The organism is Microcoleus sp. S28C3 (assembly GCF_036700785.1).
GTDB lineage: Bacteria > Cyanobacteriota > Cyanobacteriia > Cyanobacteriales > Microcoleaceae > Microcoleus > Microcoleus asticus.
This window is the reverse complement of the sequence record NZ_JAUBPO010000044.1, coordinates 39086-59169: the sequence shown is the minus strand read 5'-3', so window position 1 is coordinate 59169 and position 20084 is coordinate 39086. Positions and strand designations below refer to the sequence as shown.

The 20084-nt window shown below is 47.1% G+C and carries 18 protein-coding genes; 10 read left to right on the top strand and 8 right to left on the bottom strand.

The window, feature by feature from the left end; translation table 11 throughout:
• Positions 1-377: 377 nt before the first annotated feature.
• The 4 genes from cobT to QUA13_RS15045 form a co-directional block, all read right to left on the bottom strand.
• Positions 378-1484: a nicotinate mononucleotide-dependent phosphoribosyltransferase CobT gene (gene cobT, locus QUA13_RS15060; RefSeq protein ID WP_333199693.1), complete on the bottom strand. Its 1107-nt coding sequence runs from the start codon at positions 1482-1484 to the stop codon at positions 378-380.
• A 72-nt stretch (positions 1485-1556) separates the two neighbouring features.
• Entirely contained in the window at positions 1557-2312 is a 756-nt protein-coding gene (locus QUA13_RS15055) for a DUF2232 domain-containing protein (protein ID WP_172185872.1), read from the bottom strand.
• Positions 2313-2561: 249 nt separating this feature from the next.
• Positions 2562-3059: a universal stress protein gene (locus tag QUA13_RS15050; protein ID WP_172185873.1), complete on the bottom strand. Its 498-nt coding sequence runs from the start codon at positions 3057-3059 to the stop codon at positions 2562-2564.
• A gap of 78 nt (positions 3060-3137) precedes the next feature.
• Positions 3138-3848 carry a Crp/Fnr family transcriptional regulator gene (locus QUA13_RS15045; protein WP_333187095.1) on the bottom strand — a complete coding sequence of 237 codons (711 nt, stop codon included), beginning with the start codon at positions 3846-3848 and terminating at the stop codon, positions 3138-3140.
• A gap of 295 nt (positions 3849-4143) precedes the next feature.
• On the opposite strand from QUA13_RS15045, the gene QUA13_RS15040 reads away from it, so the two are divergent.
• The 8 genes from QUA13_RS15040 to QUA13_RS15005 all read left to right on the top strand — a co-directional run bounded on the left by QUA13_RS15040 (position 4144) and on the right by QUA13_RS15005 (position 13380).
• Positions 4144-4353, top strand: coding sequence for a hypothetical protein (locus tag QUA13_RS15040; RefSeq protein WP_333199688.1), 210 nt, complete (start codon positions 4144-4146; stop codon positions 4351-4353).
• A gap of 190 nt (positions 4354-4543) precedes the next feature.
• Positions 4544-4723: a hypothetical protein gene (locus QUA13_RS15035; protein WP_333199686.1), complete on the top strand. Its 180-nt coding sequence runs from the start codon at positions 4544-4546 to the stop codon at positions 4721-4723.
• A 216-nt stretch (positions 4724-4939) separates the two neighbouring features.
• Positions 4940-7249, top strand: coding sequence for a hypothetical protein (locus tag QUA13_RS15030; RefSeq protein WP_333199684.1), 2310 nt, complete (start codon positions 4940-4942; stop codon positions 7247-7249).
• A gap of 53 nt (positions 7250-7302) precedes the next feature.
• Positions 7303-9285 carry a hypothetical protein gene (locus QUA13_RS15025; protein WP_333199682.1) on the top strand — a complete coding sequence of 661 codons (1983 nt, stop codon included), beginning with the start codon at positions 7303-7305 and terminating at the stop codon, positions 9283-9285.
• Between the two features lie 274 nt (positions 9286-9559).
• Positions 9560-10270, top strand: a complete 711-nt coding sequence (locus QUA13_RS15020) for a sugar transferase (protein WP_333199680.1) — start codon at positions 9560-9562, stop codon at positions 10268-10270.
• An 85-nt stretch (positions 10271-10355) separates the two neighbouring features.
• Entirely contained in the window at positions 10356-11195 is an 840-nt protein-coding gene (locus QUA13_RS15015; protein ID WP_333199678.1) for an ADP-ribosylglycohydrolase family protein, read from the top strand.
• 163 nt (positions 11196-11358) lie between these two features.
• A complete protein-coding gene (gene pgsA, locus QUA13_RS15010) occupies positions 11359-11883 on the top strand; it encodes a CDP-diacylglycerol--glycerol-3-phosphate 3-phosphatidyltransferase (RefSeq protein WP_333199676.1) in 525 nt (174 codons plus the stop codon).
• A gap of 45 nt (positions 11884-11928) precedes the next feature.
• A complete protein-coding gene (locus tag QUA13_RS15005) occupies positions 11929-13380 on the top strand; it encodes a methyl-accepting chemotaxis protein (RefSeq protein WP_333199674.1) in 1452 nt (483 codons plus the stop codon).
• Positions 13381-13520: 140 nt separating this feature from the next.
• On the opposite strand, the gene QUA13_RS15000 is transcribed toward QUA13_RS15005, so the two are convergent.
• The 3 genes from QUA13_RS15000 to QUA13_RS14990 all read right to left on the bottom strand — a co-directional run bounded on the left by QUA13_RS15000 (position 13521) and on the right by QUA13_RS14990 (position 17722).
• Positions 13521-15266, bottom strand: coding sequence for a diflavin flavoprotein (locus tag QUA13_RS15000; protein WP_333199672.1), 1746 nt, complete (start codon positions 15264-15266; stop codon positions 13521-13523).
• Positions 15259-15888, bottom strand: coding sequence for a hypothetical protein (locus QUA13_RS14995; protein WP_333199670.1), 630 nt, complete (start codon positions 15886-15888; stop codon positions 15259-15261). Before QUA13_RS14995 ends, QUA13_RS15000 begins: the two co-directional genes overlap by 8 nt.
• A 106-nt stretch (positions 15889-15994) precedes the next feature.
• Positions 15995-17722, bottom strand: a complete 1728-nt coding sequence (locus tag QUA13_RS14990; protein ID WP_333199668.1) for a diflavin flavoprotein — start codon at positions 17720-17722, stop codon at positions 15995-15997.
• Positions 17723-17948: 226 nt separating this feature from the next.
• Here QUA13_RS14990 and QUA13_RS14985 point away from each other — a divergent pair, with 226 nt between their 5' ends.
• On the top strand, positions 17949-18074 hold the full coding sequence (locus tag QUA13_RS14985; RefSeq protein ID WP_333199666.1) for a hypothetical protein: 126 nt from the start codon (positions 17949-17951) through the stop codon (positions 18072-18074).
• A gap of 126 nt (positions 18075-18200) precedes the next feature.
• Positions 18201-18794 carry a DUF4129 domain-containing protein gene (locus tag QUA13_RS14980; RefSeq protein ID WP_333199665.1) on the top strand — a complete coding sequence of 198 codons (594 nt, stop codon included), beginning with the start codon at positions 18201-18203 and terminating at the stop codon, positions 18792-18794.
• A 459-nt stretch (positions 18795-19253) separates the two neighbouring features.
• Here QUA13_RS14980 and QUA13_RS14975 read toward each other — a convergent pair.
• The coding region (locus QUA13_RS14975) for a Calx-beta domain-containing protein (protein WP_333199663.1) at positions 19254-20084 on the bottom strand (831 nt) is incomplete at its 5' end.

Here is a 20084-nt window from a genome sequence, read left to right as displayed (position 1 = left end):
TGTGTCCTATTCTATGACACTGTGTGTACCCCGTTTCATTTATTTTCCTCTGCTACCCCTACTTATTGAGCCGATACGTTTTTTCTCTCGCGCAATTACCAGGAAGAATACTGCATTAAAGCGAGATATTGTGTAGAAAATTCTGTAAATATGAGAGCATTTATGCTCAATAAAATGAGATAATTATTCAGCCAAAATGAAGCTGGTTGAGCAGCAGAACCAGATTCGCTGCTCGATAGCCGCATCTTAATTTTTAATGTTTAATTCCTCACAGCGCTGGACGCAAAGAAAACTAAAAACCCGGTTTTGGAGTGTATTCATCGTTACAAAACCCCAATATTTGGAGTAAAAAACGGGTTTTTGGCATCCAGGACTATCTAATGTTTAATTTCACACCGCGAGGCTAAAGCTTCAACAGCTTGGAGGAGTTGAGTTGGAGTCCAATTTGCAGCCAAGCCACTGGCGATCGCACACGCTCCCGCACCCACACCTTCCTTAACATAGCCGCGATCGTAAGCTTGCAGTTGCCCGTAGCGAGATCCAGCAAAACTTAGCTGCGCGGCCAACAAAGGCACACCGCCGATATCATTAGCGAGTCCTACAGTGTCTCCTGTAGGGTCTTCCGCCACCCAGCGAGTAGTCCCCACCGCAACTTGTTCGGGACACCATACCAGAGCATATTCACGGGCTAAGGCTTGCATCAAAGCGTACACTGCCAGCATTTGCGTGCCCCCGGCCAGGAGCACCCCGCAAGTCCGACTCGCGGCGATCGCCATTGCCGCCACCGCTATTTGCATCGGATCGCCCACCGCCGCCACCAATTCCAGGGGAGTGCTGTTTTGTCCGCCAATTTCCCACTCAGCATGATTGAGTCCCGCTGTCACCGCAGCCAATTTTTGAGCGTGATTGCAGCGAGGATGAGAACTATTAACTTTGCCCGCCGCTGCAATACCCAAACCCATTAACACGCCCAAAGCAGTAGTCGTTCCCCCAACTACGCACTCCCCTAAAATTAAATAGCTACCATTAGTTTGAGCTGCCAATTTAGCTCCCCAAATTAATCCTTGTTCGAGCAAATGTTTGACTGTTTCGAGTTCTAAAGCATTCCCAGAAATCACACACTTTGCCGGAGTGCCGCCCAAATCAATTGCAGGTACGGGAGGTGGGAGGGGCAAACCAGCATTAAATAGGTAAAGGGGAATTTCCAAAGCTTCGACTACTGCGCGAGATATCAGTACCGGCGAGGCACCAGCTTCTAGGGGTGGCAAAGGATATTGGGGCGACGGTTGGGGGCCGTTATACAAAAATTCTGCATCGGCCAAACAAGTAAATTGTCGATCGTGCGGGGTTGCTCCTGCTGCTGAAATTCCCGGAATTAAGCCTGTAGCGGTAAATCCTAACACGCAGGCAAATATCGGTTTTCGTCCCCGATAGCCTTCAAGCCACCGCTGACCCTGTTCGATTTCTGTATAAATACCAATCATAGTTAGTCATTAGTCATTAGTCATTAGTTATTAGTCAACAGTCAACAGTCAACAGTCAACAATTCCCAATAACTACTCTTCATAATCGATCAAAAGTTGCACCCAGCGCGGTGGCCGCGGAATCGGATTTCCCAAACGATCTAACAGCAGCAAAGCTACTAAATGCACTACAAATAAATAGACAATATTGTTAACCAAAATCATCCCGGCGGCGATCGCCCCAATAGTGTTCAAACTCGGTACATTAAGCCAGCCCAGCTTCACAAAAACCCATTCCACCATCTCTGTTACCTGGGCTGTTACGTAAACCCAGAGGTCTTGACCCACCAAAGCTGACAGCAACCAAAACTTAAAAAAGAAGCCAAGAGTGCCAATTAACGCGCCCAAACTAATAGAAAAAGACCAACTCGCTTTGCGCCTCCAAAGTCCTCCCAGCGCAACTCCCATAATTCCAAAAGGGATCACGTATAAAATGCTGCGCGTCGGGCCCATGAGTACCGACAGCAGCAAACCCGATACCAAAGCTGCCATCCAAGAAGCGCGGTTCCCCCAGCGCAGGTAGACAAGGGCGATCGGTATCGGGAAAAAAACCCGCAGCAAAGGCCCCAGCGGAAAGTAATAATTTACCAGCCAAATCAAGCTAGCGGTACTTGCCAAAAATGCCGTTTCTACAAGCCTTAAAGGCGCTTCCCCTAATTCGCGCTTCCCCGGATCGGGATTTGTGCGATCGCCAGCCATTGCTGAAATATCGGCGGTTTGCGGCTCGTTATTTGTAGTGGGTGAACTGCCCGAATTAGACGCAGCATCTGCTGACAAAAAATCACTCATCCGATTTTAGATTTTAGATTTTAGATTTTAGATTTTAGATTTTACGGAACTTGGGCGCTATACGGCTGATTCCCGGTTTTCCGATTTTAGATTTTAGATTTTACAAGACTTGGGCGCTATACGGCTGATTCCCGGTTTCACTTTTTGGAGCTTCGCGGCCAAATTTAATCTTGCTCGCAGAAACCGGGTTTAGGTACGAACGCGACTCTTATTTTAGATAGACTTTCTCAGCAAAAATTTTCAGCAGCATCATTTTTCGGCTTTGACTTCCTGAATTACAAAAACCGAACAAGATGCGTGGTGAACGACATAATTGCTGACGCTGCCGAGGAAAGCTTCTGCCAACCCCGTGCGGCCGCGCCTCCCCAACACTATTAAATCTGCGCCCCAATTTTGGGCGGATTCACAGATAGAATACCCCGGAGCCCCCTCCATTTTGCAGTCAAATTCCACCTGCAATCCTTCTTTTGCTGCCGCGTCGCAGTATTTTTTCAGAAAACCCGAAGCCTGTTTTACCTCACTTTCCAGCCGCAAACGTTGAGCTTGATAAGCTTGATTCATTAACTCGACATTCATACCTAAATCTACCGGAATTGGCACGGCAGTCTCGCCCAGCGAGTTGACAGTAACGCAGTTAAATAGCATCACCTGGGCCCGATCGCTCACAGCTAATTCTAAAGCTTGACTGAAGACGCGGTGGCTAAGTTCAGAATCATCTAAGGCAACAAAAATTTTCTTAAAACTCATAGCTTTACCTCCGGCGGGAAATCATCAATAACAGAGAGTGCTTTTGAATTAGATTCAATTTAGCAATCTCTGATACTTCTAGACTAACAGACGCTCCAAGGCGTGCAGGTCGGGAATGCACAAAACGTCACGTTCGCGCTGAATAGTTCCTTTTTTTTCCAGCTTGCTCAGCACTCGCGTTACTGTTTCGCGAGCCAGCCCGCTGAGGCTGCTCAATTCTCTGTGTGGCAGGTTGGGAATTTCTGTACCTCCTGATAACATGATTTTCCCTTGCCCCTCTGCCAAAAATAATAGAATATCTGCTACTCGCGAGGTACTGTCAGATTCTCGCAAACGCAGGCGGCGGTTGACTTGTCGCAGGCGACGGGCCATCAGTTGAGCGAGGCGAATGCCTGCTAGCGGCTCGGTATGAATGAGCTGCACAAAATCCTGAGATGGCATATTGCCGATCAGTGTCGGCGCTAGGGTAATGACATCTGTCGATCGCGGTGCTTCTTCGATCGCGGCCATTTCCCCGAACAGTTCTCCTTTCCCTAAAATATTCAGTGTTACTTCTTTTCCGTCTAGGTTGTAGGTGCGAATTTTCACCCAACCATCCAATATAAAATACACTGATGTTCCCCAGTCATTTTCGAGTAAAATCACTTGATTTGACGGATGACTGCGGGTAACGATGTGGAGAGTTGCTCTCTCAATTACAGGCTCGGGCAAGCCTGCAAAAAAAGGAGTAGAAACTATCAATTGATTTATATTGGAATTCGGATCTCGGGTGTTAAAGCGGTCTTCCATGAGGCCATCATTTTAATTTATGCGCTTGAGCTGCGCTGGGCAGTTAGAAATAGCTTGCAGCCGAGTCATTCGATTTTAGATTCAAGATTTGACAAACAAGTATCTAAAATCGGCAATTTTACCTCTAAAGTTTTGCGGTCGTCAAAGGTCGAATATGGAAATTTATAGCCTTAAGCTCTGATTGCGAGCTAGAAACTAAAGAATATACCATAATTTTTTAGATACCTACCACGGAGCAAATTTTATTAACAAAATTTTAGCAACGTGACAAGCGACTGAGCCGATCGAATTACCTTTGAAAGCACTTCGCTTAGAAAGCTTAACACTGCTGAGAGATTTGTTGTCAGTCTGGCCTGCTGTGGACGATCGGCAGAATCCGCGAGCACAAGCGTGCCAGCACCGCAGACAGCCACAAAATCCGACTGCAACTGCCTGGAACCTATCAAATTTCAGCACGATCGGCAAAATCCACAGGTATTGCGAGCCTAAGGGCGGGCCCTCTTAGCGAGCAAAACCGACGCAGTTCGCAGCAAACTTTTCTGCTACCCCGAGATTATTGTACCATTAGTATCTAGGCATGAATACAGATAAAAGGCTATTATGAAAGGTTACTAAAACCGAATGTACGGAGACAATCCCGAATCCCAGCATCCCAAATCGCAAATTGTTTGAGGTTTTTTTCAAGTCGGTGAAAGATGAAGAGACAGTGGGGCGCCGCCACGGTAGCCAAACTTGGGGTGACGGGTGTGCGGCAGGCCGTTAGAGCGGGTGAAGGGCAAAGTTCGTGCGACGATCGCAGCTATCCCGAGCAGGAATCGACCTCCCGCCCGGCAAACAGGAAAGCAGCCACAGAATTTGGCAGCACTTGCAGTTGATAGAAGCGGGCATTTGGTGCGGAAGTACCGGCTAACCTATCATAGGCAATAGAAGTTATCCGAAGATAAAAGGTTAATTAACAGTTGTCAGAAAATATTAGTGAATTATTGACGGACTCGCATTCAGATTATTCTATGTATTGGCATCGCTGCCGCCTGACTTCAGTCTTTTTTCGGTAAAGTTTCTCCCAAGCCGCATTCCCAGAGGTTCCCCCCTTGAATTCTCAGAAGTACAAAATTCAATCACTGATTGCTGAGATTGACGAGGTACTCAGCAAGCCCGCACCCCGCTTGCCTTGGACGGGTTCGATCGATACTGTCCACCAGCGCCAACTTTTAGAGCGAGTTCGCGCTTATCTGGTTTCCTCAGACTCCAAACTAGCGGCCAACAAGGCGCCCGCCAGTACCAATGTCCGCCCGCAACCAGTTCCAGTGCCCAAAGTTCCGCCCAGGGCCCCTAGCCCCTCAGCCGCAGAGCAAATCATGCTAGCCGTAACCGGAGAAATCAGCCACCTGCGTTCAAGCCTGACGGGGCCGCTCCAAGAAGACATAGAAGCTCTGCGCCAAGAGCAGCAAGCTCTAATTCAAGAAATCAAACAGCTAGAAGCACAACGGCAGCAGCAACAATCCCTAGCTCAGCAACAAGCAAACCAACAGCAAATCATTTCAGAATTCTTGCAGGTACTGACTGCCCGTTTGGAAGAAACCTTGACTAGCGATTTCTCCCAAATTCTAAGTTCGCTAGAAAATCAGTTATTGCAAAGCAGCGCAGCACCTCACTCTTTGGGCAGTGCGCCTGATGAACAATCGGCTATTGACGTAACACTTAACCGACAAACCTCAGAAGAACACCCGCTGCTGACGCCGGCTCAGAGGTTGGAGCAAATGCAACTGTTGCAATCTCGTGCTGACAGTCTGCTGATGAGTCTCGATTCTAGGATGGGTATAGTGTTCGAGGCTTTGCAAGCAAATCTGCAAAGCTATCAAGCTTCGTTGGGACAAGAACTCGAAAATATGTACGGTTTGAGCCAGCAGAGCGAGGCGATGTTCGCGGCTTTCGTCAACCACTTGGCCGCACAGTTGGGGCGAGAAGCCTCTTCCTACGTGCAGCAGCCGATCGATTTAGCAAATCTCGAAACAGTCATCCCAAACGCAGCCGATCCGTCTGATGCCGCTCCAGCCCTCTCAAATACTGCGATCGAACAGTCAGCCCCCGACACTCAGAGTGGAGACTTGGTGCAGTCCAATCGCACCGGCGAATTCGGAGAACAAGACAGATTGCCCTACGCCGGTACAGAAATTTCTCCGCAATTCGGACAGTTGAGGCGCGACCGCGACCGCATTCAATCCCCAATTTCGCTCCCTGACTTGGAAGAGAATTTGTTCGGTTCGGCACCCGAAAGACCTAGACCGACAATTGCCTTTTCCGGCGCTGAATCGGAAAATAAATTAGCAGAAACAGGCGAAGATATTGAGGATTTGTATGCAAGTTTGTTCGCGGGAGAAGCAGTCGCCGAAGTAGAATTAGAACTCGAAACTGTACTACCCCAAAATACTGAATTTGAAACCGCAAGTGAGGCTGTACAATATCAAGCGGCGTCGGATAATGAAACTGCCGACGCCCTAAATATGACCGAAGATTTGTTTGTAAATCTGCTGGATGAAGGCGAATCACTGGAAGAAAATATTTTAGTAAGTCCAGATTCAGAATTGGTAATAGGTAATTCTGTAGAATCTCTAACTTTAGAGAGTGCCGGTTTATTTGAACCGCAAGTGGCATCAGTACCTCAAGTTTCAGAACCGCCAGCCTCAACCGCCTCGCTGGAAATTGACGCGGACGATCGAGAAAATCTAGAAACGGCTCAAAACCGAGGCGAGCAGTTCGACGCTGCGATGCCTGAACCGCCACCTTTGCCGTTGAGAACGCCTGCTGAAATTAGCCCGAACCGCCCCAGTGCCGCGCCCGGTTTGTCGAGAATCGGTGATTTTCAAACAGGCGAGTCCGGCACTTCGTCGCAGCGGCTTGATGATGGCTACATCCAAGCTTCGGCGGACGAGGATTTGCTGCCGGTGGAGGCATTAGAAGATGACCTCGATCGAGCTTTAAATTTGGACAACAATACTCTGGAACTGTTGGAGGCAGACCTCTACAATCTGGAGGGATTGGGAAATACTAGCTTCGGGCGATCGAATTCCTCAACCGCTAACAGCTTGGATTTATCGGCGAGTTCCCCCGAAGTCGGTGCAAAAAATCCCTTTGCCGAGGCCGTAGATGAAGAACTCGGCACGCTGGAGGATTTGTTCGCCGATGTGTTGGAACTCTCATCTGAGGATGAACCCTTTGTTTTGGAAAACGAACTTGAGGATGACTTGTTTGCTGAGGAAGACGAGTCGAACTTGACGCTAGACGAGATTTTGGCTAGTTTGACCGAGACCGATCGACCTTTGACTGATTCTCCCGATCCAGAAACTGCCGAAACTAACGAACTGCGATCGAGTCCTCCAGAAAATAAAAAAAAAACCTAATTTCGACCGAGATTAAAGCAGGAGTTGTTGAGGGGAAAACCGATTTTAGCGAGTTGACCGGGACACAGCAGCAAGACTCGGCTGGGCGTTCCGCAGCAGGTGCGATCGCCCCATCCCGGGAACGCCGGAACTCTAGCTGGTATTTGGGCATTGATTTCGCCTCCAGCGGGCTGTCGGCGGCTTTGCTCGATCGCACCAGCGGCCAGTTGCACCCGATTTACTGGGAAGCACCGCAGGCTGAGGGTTCCGCTGCCGGCCCCAGCTTTCGGATTCCCTCGGCTGCGGTGCTTGCGGAAACAGCCTCAGGGAGCTCTGCACCGCAGGTGACAGTCAAGTCGGTGGGATTCCCACCCCTGGCTTTGCCTGCGGGAGAATTTTTACTGCAAAATTTTAAATTGCCTTTAAAGGTGGGCATTCCTTATCAGCGGGAAGCTGCTGGAATGTACGAACCGCTGTTGCAGTGGTCGCCCTTGCAGGCTGTTTCGATCGCCTTGCCGCTGCAAGGTGTGCGGGCGCTGCTGGCTACTTTGAATCCGAGGAAGCAGGGGCAAAAATTTGACGGATCGGGGGAAGTTTTGGATTCTGCACCGAGGATGAATTTTGCAGGATTGCCAGTTTCTAATTTAATCTGTAGGGCTTCGGGACTGACGCCAGAAACTCTCGATGCGGCGCTTTTAGAATTGCGGGGTGTAATTTTGGGGACTCCTGCCGGTTGGTCGGATGCTTATCGGTTTAATCTGCGGGAGGCTGTTTTGGGCGCGTCTCTGGTGGCTTCTGGTTCGCAAATTTTTGTGGTGGAAGATGCGATCGCCACTTTGCTTGCTGCTGTAACTCCTGTGAAAAATGGCATGGAAGTCGAGTCGTCAGCCGTGGATTCTGCTAAGTACGGTGAAGAAGCTGCACCGCTGAGTGTGAATGCTTCGTCTTTTAGCGGGGGAACTTTGATTTTGAATGCGGGGGCCGCGACGGTGGAATTAGCTTTAGTTGAGTTGCCGTCCAATCTTCAAGATTTAACTCGTGCTGATTTTACTTGCCACAGTTTTGCTTTTGCTGGCGATGCTTTCGATCAAGATATTATCTGTCAGTTGTTGGCTAAAAACGAAACTTGGGGAATGTCGATCGATTTGCCGCGTCCTGGACATCCTGATTTGCCGAACCGCTATCAATTGCAGCAGCGGTTACAAGGTTCTGCTTTTGGCCTGCAATTGTTAGAGGCGGCAAGGCAAATAAAAGTTATTTTGCAACATCAAAAAAGTTTTGCTTTGGATATTGGCCAGCAGCATTGGGATGTGAAGCGCAAAGATTTGGAAAGTCAGGTTTTAGTGCCTTTTGTGCAGCAGTTGAACCGCGAATTGAATGCTTTGCTCAGTCGCGCGGGAATGTCGCCGGCGGGGATTAATCAGGCGATTTGTGCAGGGGGTATGGGTGCTTGGCCTGCGATCGCCCGCTGGTTGCGGCAGAAGTTGCCGAATGCGATCGTTGTTCAAGACCAGGAATTGCAGGTCGATCGAGATATTTTGGAAATTGACAATTCTGTATCTCAAAGTACAAATTTTTCAGAAAAAATTGGTCGAGTTGCCTGCGGGTTGGCGAGTTTGGCTCTTTATCCTCAAATTTTGGATGTGTCGCAGCAGCAGTACAGCGACTTTTTTCTGCTGTGGGAATTAATGCAGGTTTTGGGTGAGGAAACTCTCAGCTTTCAGGAAATTTTGCAGTTGTTGGAACGCCAGGGCGTGAATACCCGCACCTGCGAGCCCCGGGTTCTGCGGATTTTGGAAGGAAATTTGCCGGCGGGACTTGTGCCTGCGGAGGAAGATTTCATGCTGCTGGGCGAGGAGTCAAGGCAAAATCCCGATTGGGAAGCAATTTTGGCCGAACCGCTTTTCTTTGAAGATGTCTCACGGGGTTATCGCTTGAATCTCGAACAAGCCTCTGTTGTTCGCGATTATTTAGGCAAACTCGCTTCTAGCAGCCAGCAAAAATTGTTAGAACCGCTAACAATTACTTGGGATGTTCGCACGGATACTTATCGCTAAACGGCAAAAAACCCGGTTTCTCAGTGGAATCCTCCCTGTCGTTCCCCGAACATTCCTAGTAGAAACCGGGTTTTTTGTGGTGAAGAGTAACTTTTTTATGTGAATTTACTTAAAGTTACATAAAATTTATACTACCTTAGAGGAAATACACAGAAACTTTATAAAAATGTTGTTGCTTTTTAAAGATTTTGCAAAGCTCAGCATTTGAGGTTCTGCAGATTTGGGGTGGCGAATAAGATGGACGTAAGATCTCTTTAAAGTTGAGACTAATCAAATGAAATTTCCGATGGGTGCCTCTATATCATCAGTATTATCAGAAATGCTGTCCTTATTTCTGCAAAAATTTACTTACAAAGTTGGTGTATCAAGACAGCAGGTTCACCGATCCGTAACTAGCAAGGTAAAACGGTCGATCGATATTTTGGGATCGCTGCTGGGACTGGCAATTGCTGTTGCGGTGGCGGTGCCGGTGGCAGTGGCGATGCTGTTGGATAATCCTGGCCCGCTGCTTTACAGTCAAGTCCGCTGCAGCTTCAAAGGGCGACATTTCAGAATGTGGAAATTTCGATCGATGGTTGTCGGTGCAGAAAAGCTCAAGCATTTAGTTAACAACCAAGCCAAGGGTCACATTTTTAAGAATGAAAATGACCCGCGAGTTACCCGCGTCGGCCGCTTTTTGCGGAGGACGAGTTTGGACGAGTTGCCTCAATTCTGGAATGTGTTAGCGGGAGAAATGAGTTTGGTTGGAACTCGACCGCCTACTCCCGATGAAGTTGCTGCCTATGACAATTTTCACTGGCAGCGTTTGAATGTTAAGCCCGGTATGACTGGGGAGTGGCAAGTTAACGGGCGTTCAGGAGTTAAAGATTTTGACGAGATTGTGCTGATGGATCTCGACTATCAGCGCAAATGGTCTGTTGTTTACGACATTAGTTTGATGTGCAAAACGATTTGGGTTGTTTTGAGTAAAAACGGCGCGTTTTAGATAGTCAGGCTGTTTTGGGTTGTGTGTTTATTTTAAAACTTGGGTAAAAATAGGGTATTAAATATTTGGAAATGGGATTAAAAATATGTTGCTAGAGTTAGCGATCGGTGATGCTTACGGTGCGGGTTTTGAATTTGCCGATCGGCAGACGATCGAATTGTACAACAATCTCAACGGCTACATCCAGCATCCCCGTCACGACATCCAACCGGGATGCTACACAGACGATACGCAGATGAGTTTAGCCGTCGCAGAAGCTATAGTCAGCCGAGAACCTTGGACGCCGGAACTTTTAGCCACCAAATTTGTTGCAGCTTTTCACCGCGATCGGCGAGTAGGTTATGCTGGTAAATTTTACAATTTTTTGCTACAAGTTCAAGACGGCAAAGAATTCTTAGAAAAAATTCGATCCGCTAGCGATAAAAGCGGATCGGCGATGCGAGCCGGCCCCATTGGCATTTTTCCTAGTATTGAAAAAGTCATCGAAAATGCCACCATTCAAGCTGCAATTACTCACAACACTCCCGATGGCATTCAAGCAGCTATAGCGGCCGCTTTAATGTCTCATTACTTTATTTATCAGTTAGGTTTAAAAAATAATTTGGGAAATTTTCTAGAAAGGCACGTTGCTGGTGAGTGGTCGATACCTTGGCAAGGAGAAGTCAGCACTAAAGGTTTGGTCTGTGTTAGAGCAGCTATTACTGCGGTCATGCGAAATGATAGTATGAGCAAACTGCTCCAAGATTGCATTGCCTTTTCGGGAGATGTTGATACAGTAGCAACTATTGCTTTAGCTGCTGGTTCCTGTAGCAGTGAAATTGCCCAAGACCTGCCAGAAAATCTGGTGCAAGGATTAGAAAATCAATCTTACGGCCTAGATTATATCATAGAACTGGATCAAAAATTGATGAACTGCATTGTTTAGTAAAGTGACTGCAAAAAATGTTAAATTAAGGGCAATCTTCGCAGAGTTGCCCTTAATTTTTGATTTATAGCAACCGCGCCAGACAGTCAGGACGTTCTTAATCACTGAAACGATTGTCCCCAATTGCATTTTTACATCGCTCTTATTCCTTATTCCTTCTGCTATGAATTTGCCTAATTTGATTACTTTTTCTCGCTTACTGGGAGTGCCTTTTCTGCTCTACGGTTTGTACGACCCAAGCGCGCAAAGCCGCTGGATTTGCACCGCGATTTTTGTGGTAGCTGCGGCTACTGATTGGCTGGACGGCTATTTGGCTAGGAAGCTGAATCAAATTACCGATTTGGGAAAGTTTCTAGACCCTTTGGTGGATAAATTGTTGGTGCTCGCGCCGCTTTTAGTGTTGATTGAGTTGGGGAAAGTGCCGGCTTGGGCAGTGTTTTTAATTTTAGGTCGGGAGTTGACAATTGCGGGGTGGCGTGTTAATAAAACTACGATTTCTGGAGCTAATATTTGGGGCAAATTGAAGACGGTGAGTCAGATTGTGGCGATCGCACTTTTAATTGCTCCTCTATCTGAAGCGTGGAATTTTCCCGCATTAATGGCTTTTTGGGTTTCTGTGGCTTTAACTTTGATTTCTGGCGCTATTTATCTGTGGCCGGAAAAGACTGCTGAGCTTGACAAAGCCTAGTTCTTCCTTATTTTTTATTCTGTATAGTATAAAATTTAAAATCCAATGAACTTAGGAATTCGGGCTAAATTGTTGGCTAGCTTTGGAGCTTTGATAGCCTTACTCGCAGGTGTCGGGTTTGTTGGTTGGCGAAACACAGTTGAACTAGCACAAGATGCGGAGAAATTGTACTCATATCAAGTTAAGGGGACAGTTGCTCTAGCCAACTCCGAGTCGGCTTTGTGGAAGCTGCGTTACGGCTTCCCCCAATTTATAGTTCAACCAGAGAAGCGATCGGAAATTTTGGCCCAAGAACCAAAGTTATACAAAATAATTGACGATAACCTACGAGAATATGCTAAAGGTGAACTCACACCAGAAGAGCAAGTAGCTTTCAAAAAAGTGCAAGATGCTTATCAAAGGTATGTCGCAGCCAGACCTAGGTGGTTTGAGTTACAGCAAGCAGGCAAAATTAAGGAAGCCGCAGAGTACCGCGCAGCTACGACAACTCCTTTTGGTGCCCAAACAGTTGATGATTTTTCAGCACTAATCGACCTCCAGCGAAAAGTCGGCGAAAAAAGACACGATCAAATTGAAGCGAAGATTGGGCATTTGACCGTGCTGCTACTGCTTACTCTCGTCTTCGCTTTGTTGTCTGCAGCATTCCTGACTGCGATCGTCACCCGTGAGATTGTTAACCCAATAGTACAATCTGTGAGGAAGATTGTCTCTTCTTCAACGCAAATCACGGCCGCCGTGGCTCAGCAAGAATACACTGTGTCTCAACAAGCTAATGCTGTGAATCAAACGACTGCGACGATGAATGAGTTAGTTGTTGCTTCGGGACTTTCAGCCAAGCAAGCAGAAGCATCAGCAGTCTCGGCTCATCAAGCGCTAACACTAGCTGATTCCGGTAATCAATCCGTAGAAAATACTATGAAGGGGATAGTAACTCTTCAAGAAAAAGTAGGAGCGATCACCAAACAGATTACCTATTTGAGCGACAATGCTGTTAAAATTGGTGGAATTTCTGACCTAGTAGCCGATATCGCTAACCAAACAAATATGCTGGCTCTCAATGCCACAGTCGAAGCAGTCCGTGCTGGCCAAAATGGTAAGGGTTTTGCTGTAGTTGCGACAGAAATTCGCCGACTAGCTGAGGAAAGCAAAAAATCAGCAGAGAAAATTAATGCTCTGGTGACAGAAATTCAAGTGGCGATCGACCACACGGTGATAGTAACGAATGAAGGAGCAAAAACAGCGGAGCAAGGTATTAAACAAGCTCAAGGGACAACAGAAATTTTTGCGGGTGTAGCAGATGCGATCGACAAAGTATTTTTGAACAACAAACAGATTTCTCTGAATGCTAACCAACAGGCGGTCGCAATTCAACAAGTGCTTGAGGCCATGAACAATGTTAACTTAGGAGCAACAGAAGCTGAGAGTAGCCTTGCTCAAGTTAAACTCAGTACGCAACTCCTCAACCAAACCGCAGAAGAACTTAAAAACCTATCTTAGCAGAAGGAATAATGCCCTTCGGCTGCGCGAGCGGTCAAGTCGCTGTTGCTGAGCGAAGTCGAAGGGCAGGGTAAAAAGAAATAAGAGCGGGTACGAGGGTCCCGCCCTACAAAAACAGGCTTCTGCGAGATTGTTTCGATTTAATAATGAGTACCAGATTTCCGGTAATGCACCGCTGTCACGCCGTCATTTTTGAGCAAATGACCGTTGTCAATCGCCGCATAAACTACCCAGTGATCGCCGCATTCCATCCGACTTATCACTTTGCATTCCAGATAAGCTAGAGCATCAGTCAAAACGAGACAGCCGTTGCTAGCTTCCATTGTTTCGACTCCCGCAAATCTGTCTTCTCCCGGAGCAAAGTTTTTCATGAAATACTTCCGCAACTGTCGCCCTTCTGCTAATATATTCAGCACAAATTTATCTCCGGCGTACATCAAAGATTCGATCGATCGATCTTTCGCCACCGCAATCGTCACGCCGGGCGGATTAAACGTTGCTTGCGACACCCAGGAAGCCAGCATCGCACTGGTGACATCCTCCCGCTTCGCCGAGACTACGCACAGCGAACCAACGAGTCTCCCTACTGCTTGTTCAGTGCGATCGCTCCCTGCTGCTAACTGCGGTTTCGGTGCCCGCAATTTTTGCGATCGAATCAAAGCTTGAGCAAAATCCGTTCCCGTTTCTGTACACTCGTGAATCGTCGCAGCAGTCGGCTTAAATTTAGCTCTAATCGGTTCAAATCCGATGCGATAGCCGGCATCTTTCAGCTTGTTTTCCACTAAGTCGATCGCCTCTCCACTCCAGCCAAAAGAACCGAAAACCCCCGCTAATTTGCTCTTAGTTGCGGTAGATAAAACAATTCCCAAAGCAGTTTGAATTTGCGTCGGAGCGTGTCCTGCTAGGGTCGGGGTTCCGATGATAAATCCCGCACATTTTTCGATCGCCTCTTGAATTTCTCCCGGTTCGGCAAATTCGCAGTTGATACTTTCCACCGCAACCCCCGCCCTAGTAATTCCTTTGGCGATCGCCTGCGCTAAAGTAGCCGTATTTCCGTAAGCCGAAGCATAAATCAAAGCAACTGTCAAGTCTTTTGTATTTTGTTGCTGGCTCCATTCCCGATACAAATTGCTCAGTTCGTGGAGGCCGTAACGGACGATCGGGCCGTGACCGGGAGCATAAAATGCTGTAGGTAAATCGGCTAATTTATCCATTGCCGCCAGCACTTGTTTTGCCTGAGATGCGTGCAGGGAATCGTAATAATAGCGCCGGTCTTCGCTGTAAACGCTCCAACCTTCATCGAATACTTGGTCGCCGCAAACGTGAGCTCCAAATAGTTTGTCAGTGAACACGATTCGAGTTTGCGGATCGTAGGTGCAAAGTTGATCGGGCCAGCGAGGAGTCGGAGTCGCGATGAATTTTAAGGCGTGACCTTTTCCTAAATTGAGAGTTTCTTCTCCCCGAACGATCATAATGTTTAACTCTTGTTCGGGAAATGCCGCTCGTAAATTAATCGCCGCTGGATTCGTGCAAACCAAAGCTACTTGAGGAGCTAAGTCTAACAGAGCTTTAATTGTTACTGACCTGTTAGCATTGAAATGCCCTAAAATTATGTAATCCAGCTTTGTCAAGTCCACCCGTTGCTGCAAATATTCCAGGTAATTTTCAGTAAAAGATTCCCCCGGCGGGTCGAACAAAGCAGTTTTGTCAGCTTGAATAATATAGCTATTTGCTGTCGTACCCTTTTGCAGCGAATACTCGACTTCAAATTTTAGTCTGTCCCAAGTGCGCGATCGCACAATAAAAGTATCGAGTGCGATCGGGATAAACTGCACGTCGCGGGGTTTAGCATGAGATCCGAGCCTAGGAGTCAAAGTGTTAGTCATTAATTGCACCTATGAGAAACTGAACTACAGAACTTCTTTTGATTTCGTGCCAAAACTTGGTATCTACAATGTCAAACCTTGCACCTCGACCCTGTAAATTTGTATCCAGGTCAATCAGAAATTCCCTGGTTTTCACATCGTCTCCAATTTGGATAAAGCTGACTCCAATTTCTTCATCTTTATCTATTTTATTTGCCGCACTTATCAGAATTTCGGCGACAGCAGCGGTCTTTTCTGGTTTTTGATCTAGGACTGCAACAATTATTGCTCCTTTCTTCCCTGCTGCATTTGTTTTGCTTGCAAAATAATCGCTGAAAGTTTCTTTCAGAGCTTCTTCCAAATTAATTGCAGTCGGGTTTGCTGAATCCAGTTCCGTATTTTGTCGCTGCAAAATTTCAGCTAACCGGGCAACATTTGAATTTTTATACTTCCACATAGGAGTAGAAGCTTCGTAAAGGGTGATGCCGTCGCTGTCAAATTCCTGACATTTTTTTGCTAAGTCGATCAGAGATGCCTGTGCTTCTACCCACTCCTCGTACCAAGGATGTTGGGGGTCTTTGCTGGCATCGCTTCTGGCAATAATAATTGTGTAATCTCGGTCTTCTAAAAGATTGGCAGGCATTGGCAATTCCTAGTAAAAATGGAGAAACAAAAAGTAAGAAAATGCTGATGGCGCACCCTACGTTTAGAGCTCGGTAAGGTTCGCCATCAGCACCCGAACTTCCTTCTTAATAGTGATTTCCCACTTTGCGGTGGTGAACTGCCGGCAGTGCATCGGGATTGGATACGCGGCCGTTATCGACGATCGCATATACGATATGATGGTCCGAAAGTTCCATCCGGCTGACTACTGCGCATTCCATGTACGCCAAAGCATCTGTCAAAATCGGAGAACCGTTGGTAGCAGGTTGAGTTTTAACTCCGGCAAATCGATCGGCACCTGGAGGAAAACGCTTTAAAAAGTGCCTCATTAAGGTTTGATAATTGCCTTCTTCGAGCACGTTGAGAACAAATTTATCTCCCGCGTGCATCATCGATTCGATCGCCCGATCCTTCGCAACTGCTATTGTTAAACCCAGCGGTTTAAAACTTGCCTGCATTACCCAAGAAGCCAGCATCGCACCGCTAACCTCGCCTTTTTGAGCAGTAATGATGTACAGTCCGCCGCTGATTCTTCCTAAGGCTTTATCGAGGTCGCTGTCGAGAGATTTCATCTGTTTGACAGCCTTGTCCCGCGTCAGCCACTGTCCCAAGTCAGTGCCGGCTTCATCGCAAAGTTGATAAATCGGTTCCGTCGGCGTTTCTTTAATTACAATGTTGGGAAAAGCTTCTTTTAAACCCAATTCTTTGAACTTGTTTCCCAGCGGGTAAATAGATACGTCATCGCCGCCGCCGGATTCGCACAAACCGAAAGATTGTTTGTTGTTAGCTGCAACTAAAATTGTGTTGATGGCAGCTTCGGCATTCGCAGCAGCAGTACCCCCACTCGGCGGCGAACAAATTACAATGCCGGCAGCATTACCGACAAGTTCCGCAACTTCTTGCAAGTCGGCGGTTTTCAAATCCATCATTTCCACAGCGACACCGGTTTTGGTGATACCGTGGGCGATCGCTTGGCTGAGCCGATCGCTAAATCCGTAATCGGAAGTGTAAAATACCGCTACAGTGGTTTCTGCCTTAGCTTGTTCTTGACTCCACTTTTTGTAGCGCCCGGTGAGTTCAACTACGTTGTGCCGCAGCAGCGGGCCGTGACCGGTCGCAACTGTACCGATTTCTCCCAATTCTGCCATCCGCTTCATCGCAGCGAGTACCGATCGAGCGTTGGGAGCCATCAAGCACTCATAATAAAAGTGGTAATCTTCCTCAACTGCTGCTAAATCGTCATCGAAGGTGCTGTCGTTACAGTAGTGCATCCCGAAAGCGTCGCAGGTAAACAGCACTTGAGTTTTGCTGTCGTAGCTGAAAATAGTATCGGGCCAGTGCAAGTTCGGGGCCGATACAAATTCGATAATGTGGCCGTTTCCTAAATCTAGTTTGTCCCCATTTTTGACTACCAATCGTTCAAATGGTTGGTGTACAAGATTTTCTAAAAATTGAATTGCTACTTTTGCCCCCACGACAATCGCTTGGGGTGCCAGCGCCAACACGTCTTTGACTAAACCGCTGTGGTCTGGTTCGGTGTGGCTGATAATTAGATAGTCAATCTCTTTGGGGTCAATTTCGCCCGTCAGAGTTTCCATGTATTGCTGGCGAAACTTCTCGTGCGAGGTATCGACGAGGGCTGTTTTTTCACCGCGAATGATGAATGAGTTGTAAGTTGTACCGTTTTTGAGTCCGAATTCGATGTCAAAGCGGTCTCTATCCCAGTCCAGGCATCGAATTGCCGTTGTGTCAGGGGCAATTTCGACTTTTTCCACCGTCAATCTGCGTTGGACTCGTTCAGTCAGCGCTACCATCAGTGCCTCCTTGTCTGTTACCCATTACCTTATTGACTTCATTCTGACACGTTTTTTTTGTAAATCTTTATAAAATTTCTTATGAGGCTGTTAAGTATCCCAAAATTTATGGCATAAGGCAGTTCGGCAACGCGCACTGAATCGGGATGTAACGGATTTGAGGAAGAAGGAAAATTCAATAAAATCAATTTTTGGTCGATAGATAGTTGACAAAAAACTTATCTCTGTGGTATTAAAAATGAGTTTGAGCGGTTGGGCGATCGCCCCTTTAGAAGACTATCAGTCAAATGCGATGCTCGATCGCGCGGCGGTTTGGATTAGGGACAATAACTCGGCATTTAAGTCAACCTAATCAAAAGTAAAACGCGATCGCGCTATCTTATCTCGGATTTCTTTAATCAGTCGGGGATTTGGGGATAATGATAGAAGAAAAAAAATTCCAATCCGCAATCAAAAATCTACTCATTAATGCAAAGCTATGTCTGAAAGTTCCTTTGAGAAAACTAATTTGAGTTGGCAATTAGGACAGTCGCAACAGCGCTTGCAGGAGTGGTGGGAACTAAAAACTGCCCAAAATATACCGAATGTCAAATTGCCATCTTGGTTTGATTCCCCGATCTTGTGGGCGATCGCTAAAGCAGCCTTTTGGTTAATCTTAGCCTTGCTGGCAGTCTGGGCGAGTTGGCAGATTTGGCAAGTGTCGCGTTTTTATATTCATAATTTTAAAAAGAGGAATCAAACAACTGATGGCAGTGCGAAACAAACAATTAAAGATTTGTCCGTAGCAGAGTGGTTGTTGCGATCGCACAAGTTGCAGCAGCAAGGGAAATACCGCCAAGCTTGCCGCTGTCTTTACATGGCGGCGTTGCAGCGGTTAAATGATACCGGAACTGCGATCGATCAACCCAGCCGCACTGATGGCGAATATTTGCAATTAATCGAGCAATTACCCCAGCCAGCGCCTTACGAAACTTTGATAAAAATACATCAGCAACTATATTTTGGGAATAGGGAAGCTTCCGCCTCAACCTTTGAAGAGTGTCAGCAAGCTTATCAACAAATTAAGGATTAAGTAGGTAAGCACAAAAAAACAATAATATCCAATAGATAATTTTAGGGGCGGGTTTTACCAACAATAATTGCCAAAAACCGACAATCTCAAAAACCCCCACCCAATGGCAAATCGCCATCTAATTCTTTCCATATACAAGGGTTCAAGGTCGTACTCGAATAATGCGCGTAGCATCTAAGAGTACGACCTTGAAAGGGTGCTATCAGACCGGACTAGCAAATGGGTTGAAGGTGACGAAACTAGCACCAGCAATGGGATTCTGGTCGAGGCAGCCCACAATCAGCCCTGTAGGTGAATCCCATTAGTTGTCGGTGCCAGCGACTGTCACACAGCGAAGATTTCACCTGCGTACCTCACTTAATTGAAAAAAGCTGTAGTGAGGAATCAGACTGATAAAAAGCATTTAACTACTTGCGGGACATATTAGTAGAGCAAGGATTCCTCGCCCTACTAACAGCCTTAGATGAGAGTGATACTTGTTGCCGCTGTACTGCCGAAACTGTAGCCCGCAGTGGGGTTAGCAAGACCTAAGCGCACAATCCCATTATTGGTACTAAATGGGTTGTCTTGAATATTAAAGGTTTGGCTGAGTTGGCCGTTGGCGAAGGACAACGTGCCGCCAGTGGGGCCGCCCGGGTTAAGCAGGTAGTCGGTACCATATACAGGTGCAGGGCCGGTGCCTGGAGTACCCGCCAGAATAATATAATCAATCGATGCTGCACCTAAGCCGCTTGAGCGGGTAACTGTAACCGTTGTGCTGCCCCCCTGAGTGCCGATCGAGCCGTAATTAGACGCACTATACTGGAAGATATTGCCAGATGCACCGCTGCTACCGTCAATAATGTCTAGTCTTGCTGTTGACGGAGTGCCGACGGGGCCGTTGTTGAGATATAGGTTAACACTCTCAGTCATTTCAGGCACAGTATCAGCATTGACAAAGAGGTTGAACGTCGTGGAAGTTACCCCAGGGCCAAAGGTGAGTACACCAGCAGTAGACGCATAATCAACCGCACTTCCAGTTGATAGGGCGCTGCCGTCAAGAGTACTGTAGCTAATGGTTCCGGCAGCCGTATTGGGGCCGATGCGATTGACTGTCACCGTAGCAAGGCCAGATGATTCCGGAGTGGTGAAAGTAGCCGCACTAAAAACAAACTGGGTTGCTGTTGATGTTGCTGGAGTTGGAGCCGGCGTCGGAGTTGTCCCCGGAGTTGTCGCCACATCATTAATCGTCAAAATTGACGGACTACTGACATTGCCACCGAAGAGCACCAAATTCACCGTTTCCGCCGA

Excerpts from the sequence above, each read along its gene's own strand:
- cobT (WP_333199693.1), bottom strand. The coding sequence starts at position 1,484 with ATGATTGGTATTTATACAGAAATCGAACAGGGTCAGCGGTGGCTTGAA.
- QUA13_RS15055 (WP_172185872.1), bottom strand. The coding sequence starts at position 2,312 with ATGAGTGATTTTTTGTCAGCAGATGCTGCGTCTAATTCGGGCAGTTCA.
- QUA13_RS15050 (WP_172185873.1), bottom strand. The coding sequence starts at position 3,059 with ATGAGTTTTAAGAAAATTTTTGTTGCCTTAGATGATTCTGAACTTAGC.
- QUA13_RS15045 (WP_333187095.1), bottom strand. The coding sequence starts at position 3,848 with ATGGAAGACCGCTTTAACACCCGAGATCCGAATTCCAATATAAATCAA.
- QUA13_RS15035 (WP_333199686.1), top strand. The coding sequence starts at position 4,544 with ATGAAGAGACAGTGGGGCGCCGCCACGGTAGCCAAACTTGGGGTGACG.
- QUA13_RS15020 (WP_333199680.1), top strand. The coding sequence starts at position 9,560 with ATGAAATTTCCGATGGGTGCCTCTATATCATCAGTATTATCAGAAATG.
- QUA13_RS15015 (WP_333199678.1), top strand. The coding sequence starts at position 10,356 with ATGTTGCTAGAGTTAGCGATCGGTGATGCTTACGGTGCGGGTTTTGAA.
- pgsA (WP_333199676.1), top strand. The coding sequence starts at position 11,359 with ATGAATTTGCCTAATTTGATTACTTTTTCTCGCTTACTGGGAGTGCCT.
- QUA13_RS15005 (WP_333199674.1), top strand. The coding sequence starts at position 11,929 with ATGAACTTAGGAATTCGGGCTAAATTGTTGGCTAGCTTTGGAGCTTTG.
- QUA13_RS15000 (WP_333199672.1), bottom strand. The coding sequence starts at position 15,266 with ATGACTAACACTTTGACTCCTAGGCTCGGATCTCATGCTAAACCCCGC.
- QUA13_RS14995 (WP_333199670.1), bottom strand. The coding sequence starts at position 15,888 with ATGCCTGCCAATCTTTTAGAAGACCGAGATTACACAATTATTATTGCC.
- QUA13_RS14990 (WP_333199668.1), bottom strand. The coding sequence starts at position 17,722 with ATGGTAGCGCTGACTGAACGAGTCCAACGCAGATTGACGGTGGAAAAA.
- QUA13_RS14980 (WP_333199665.1), top strand. The coding sequence starts at position 18,201 with ATGTCTGAAAGTTCCTTTGAGAAAACTAATTTGAGTTGGCAATTAGGA.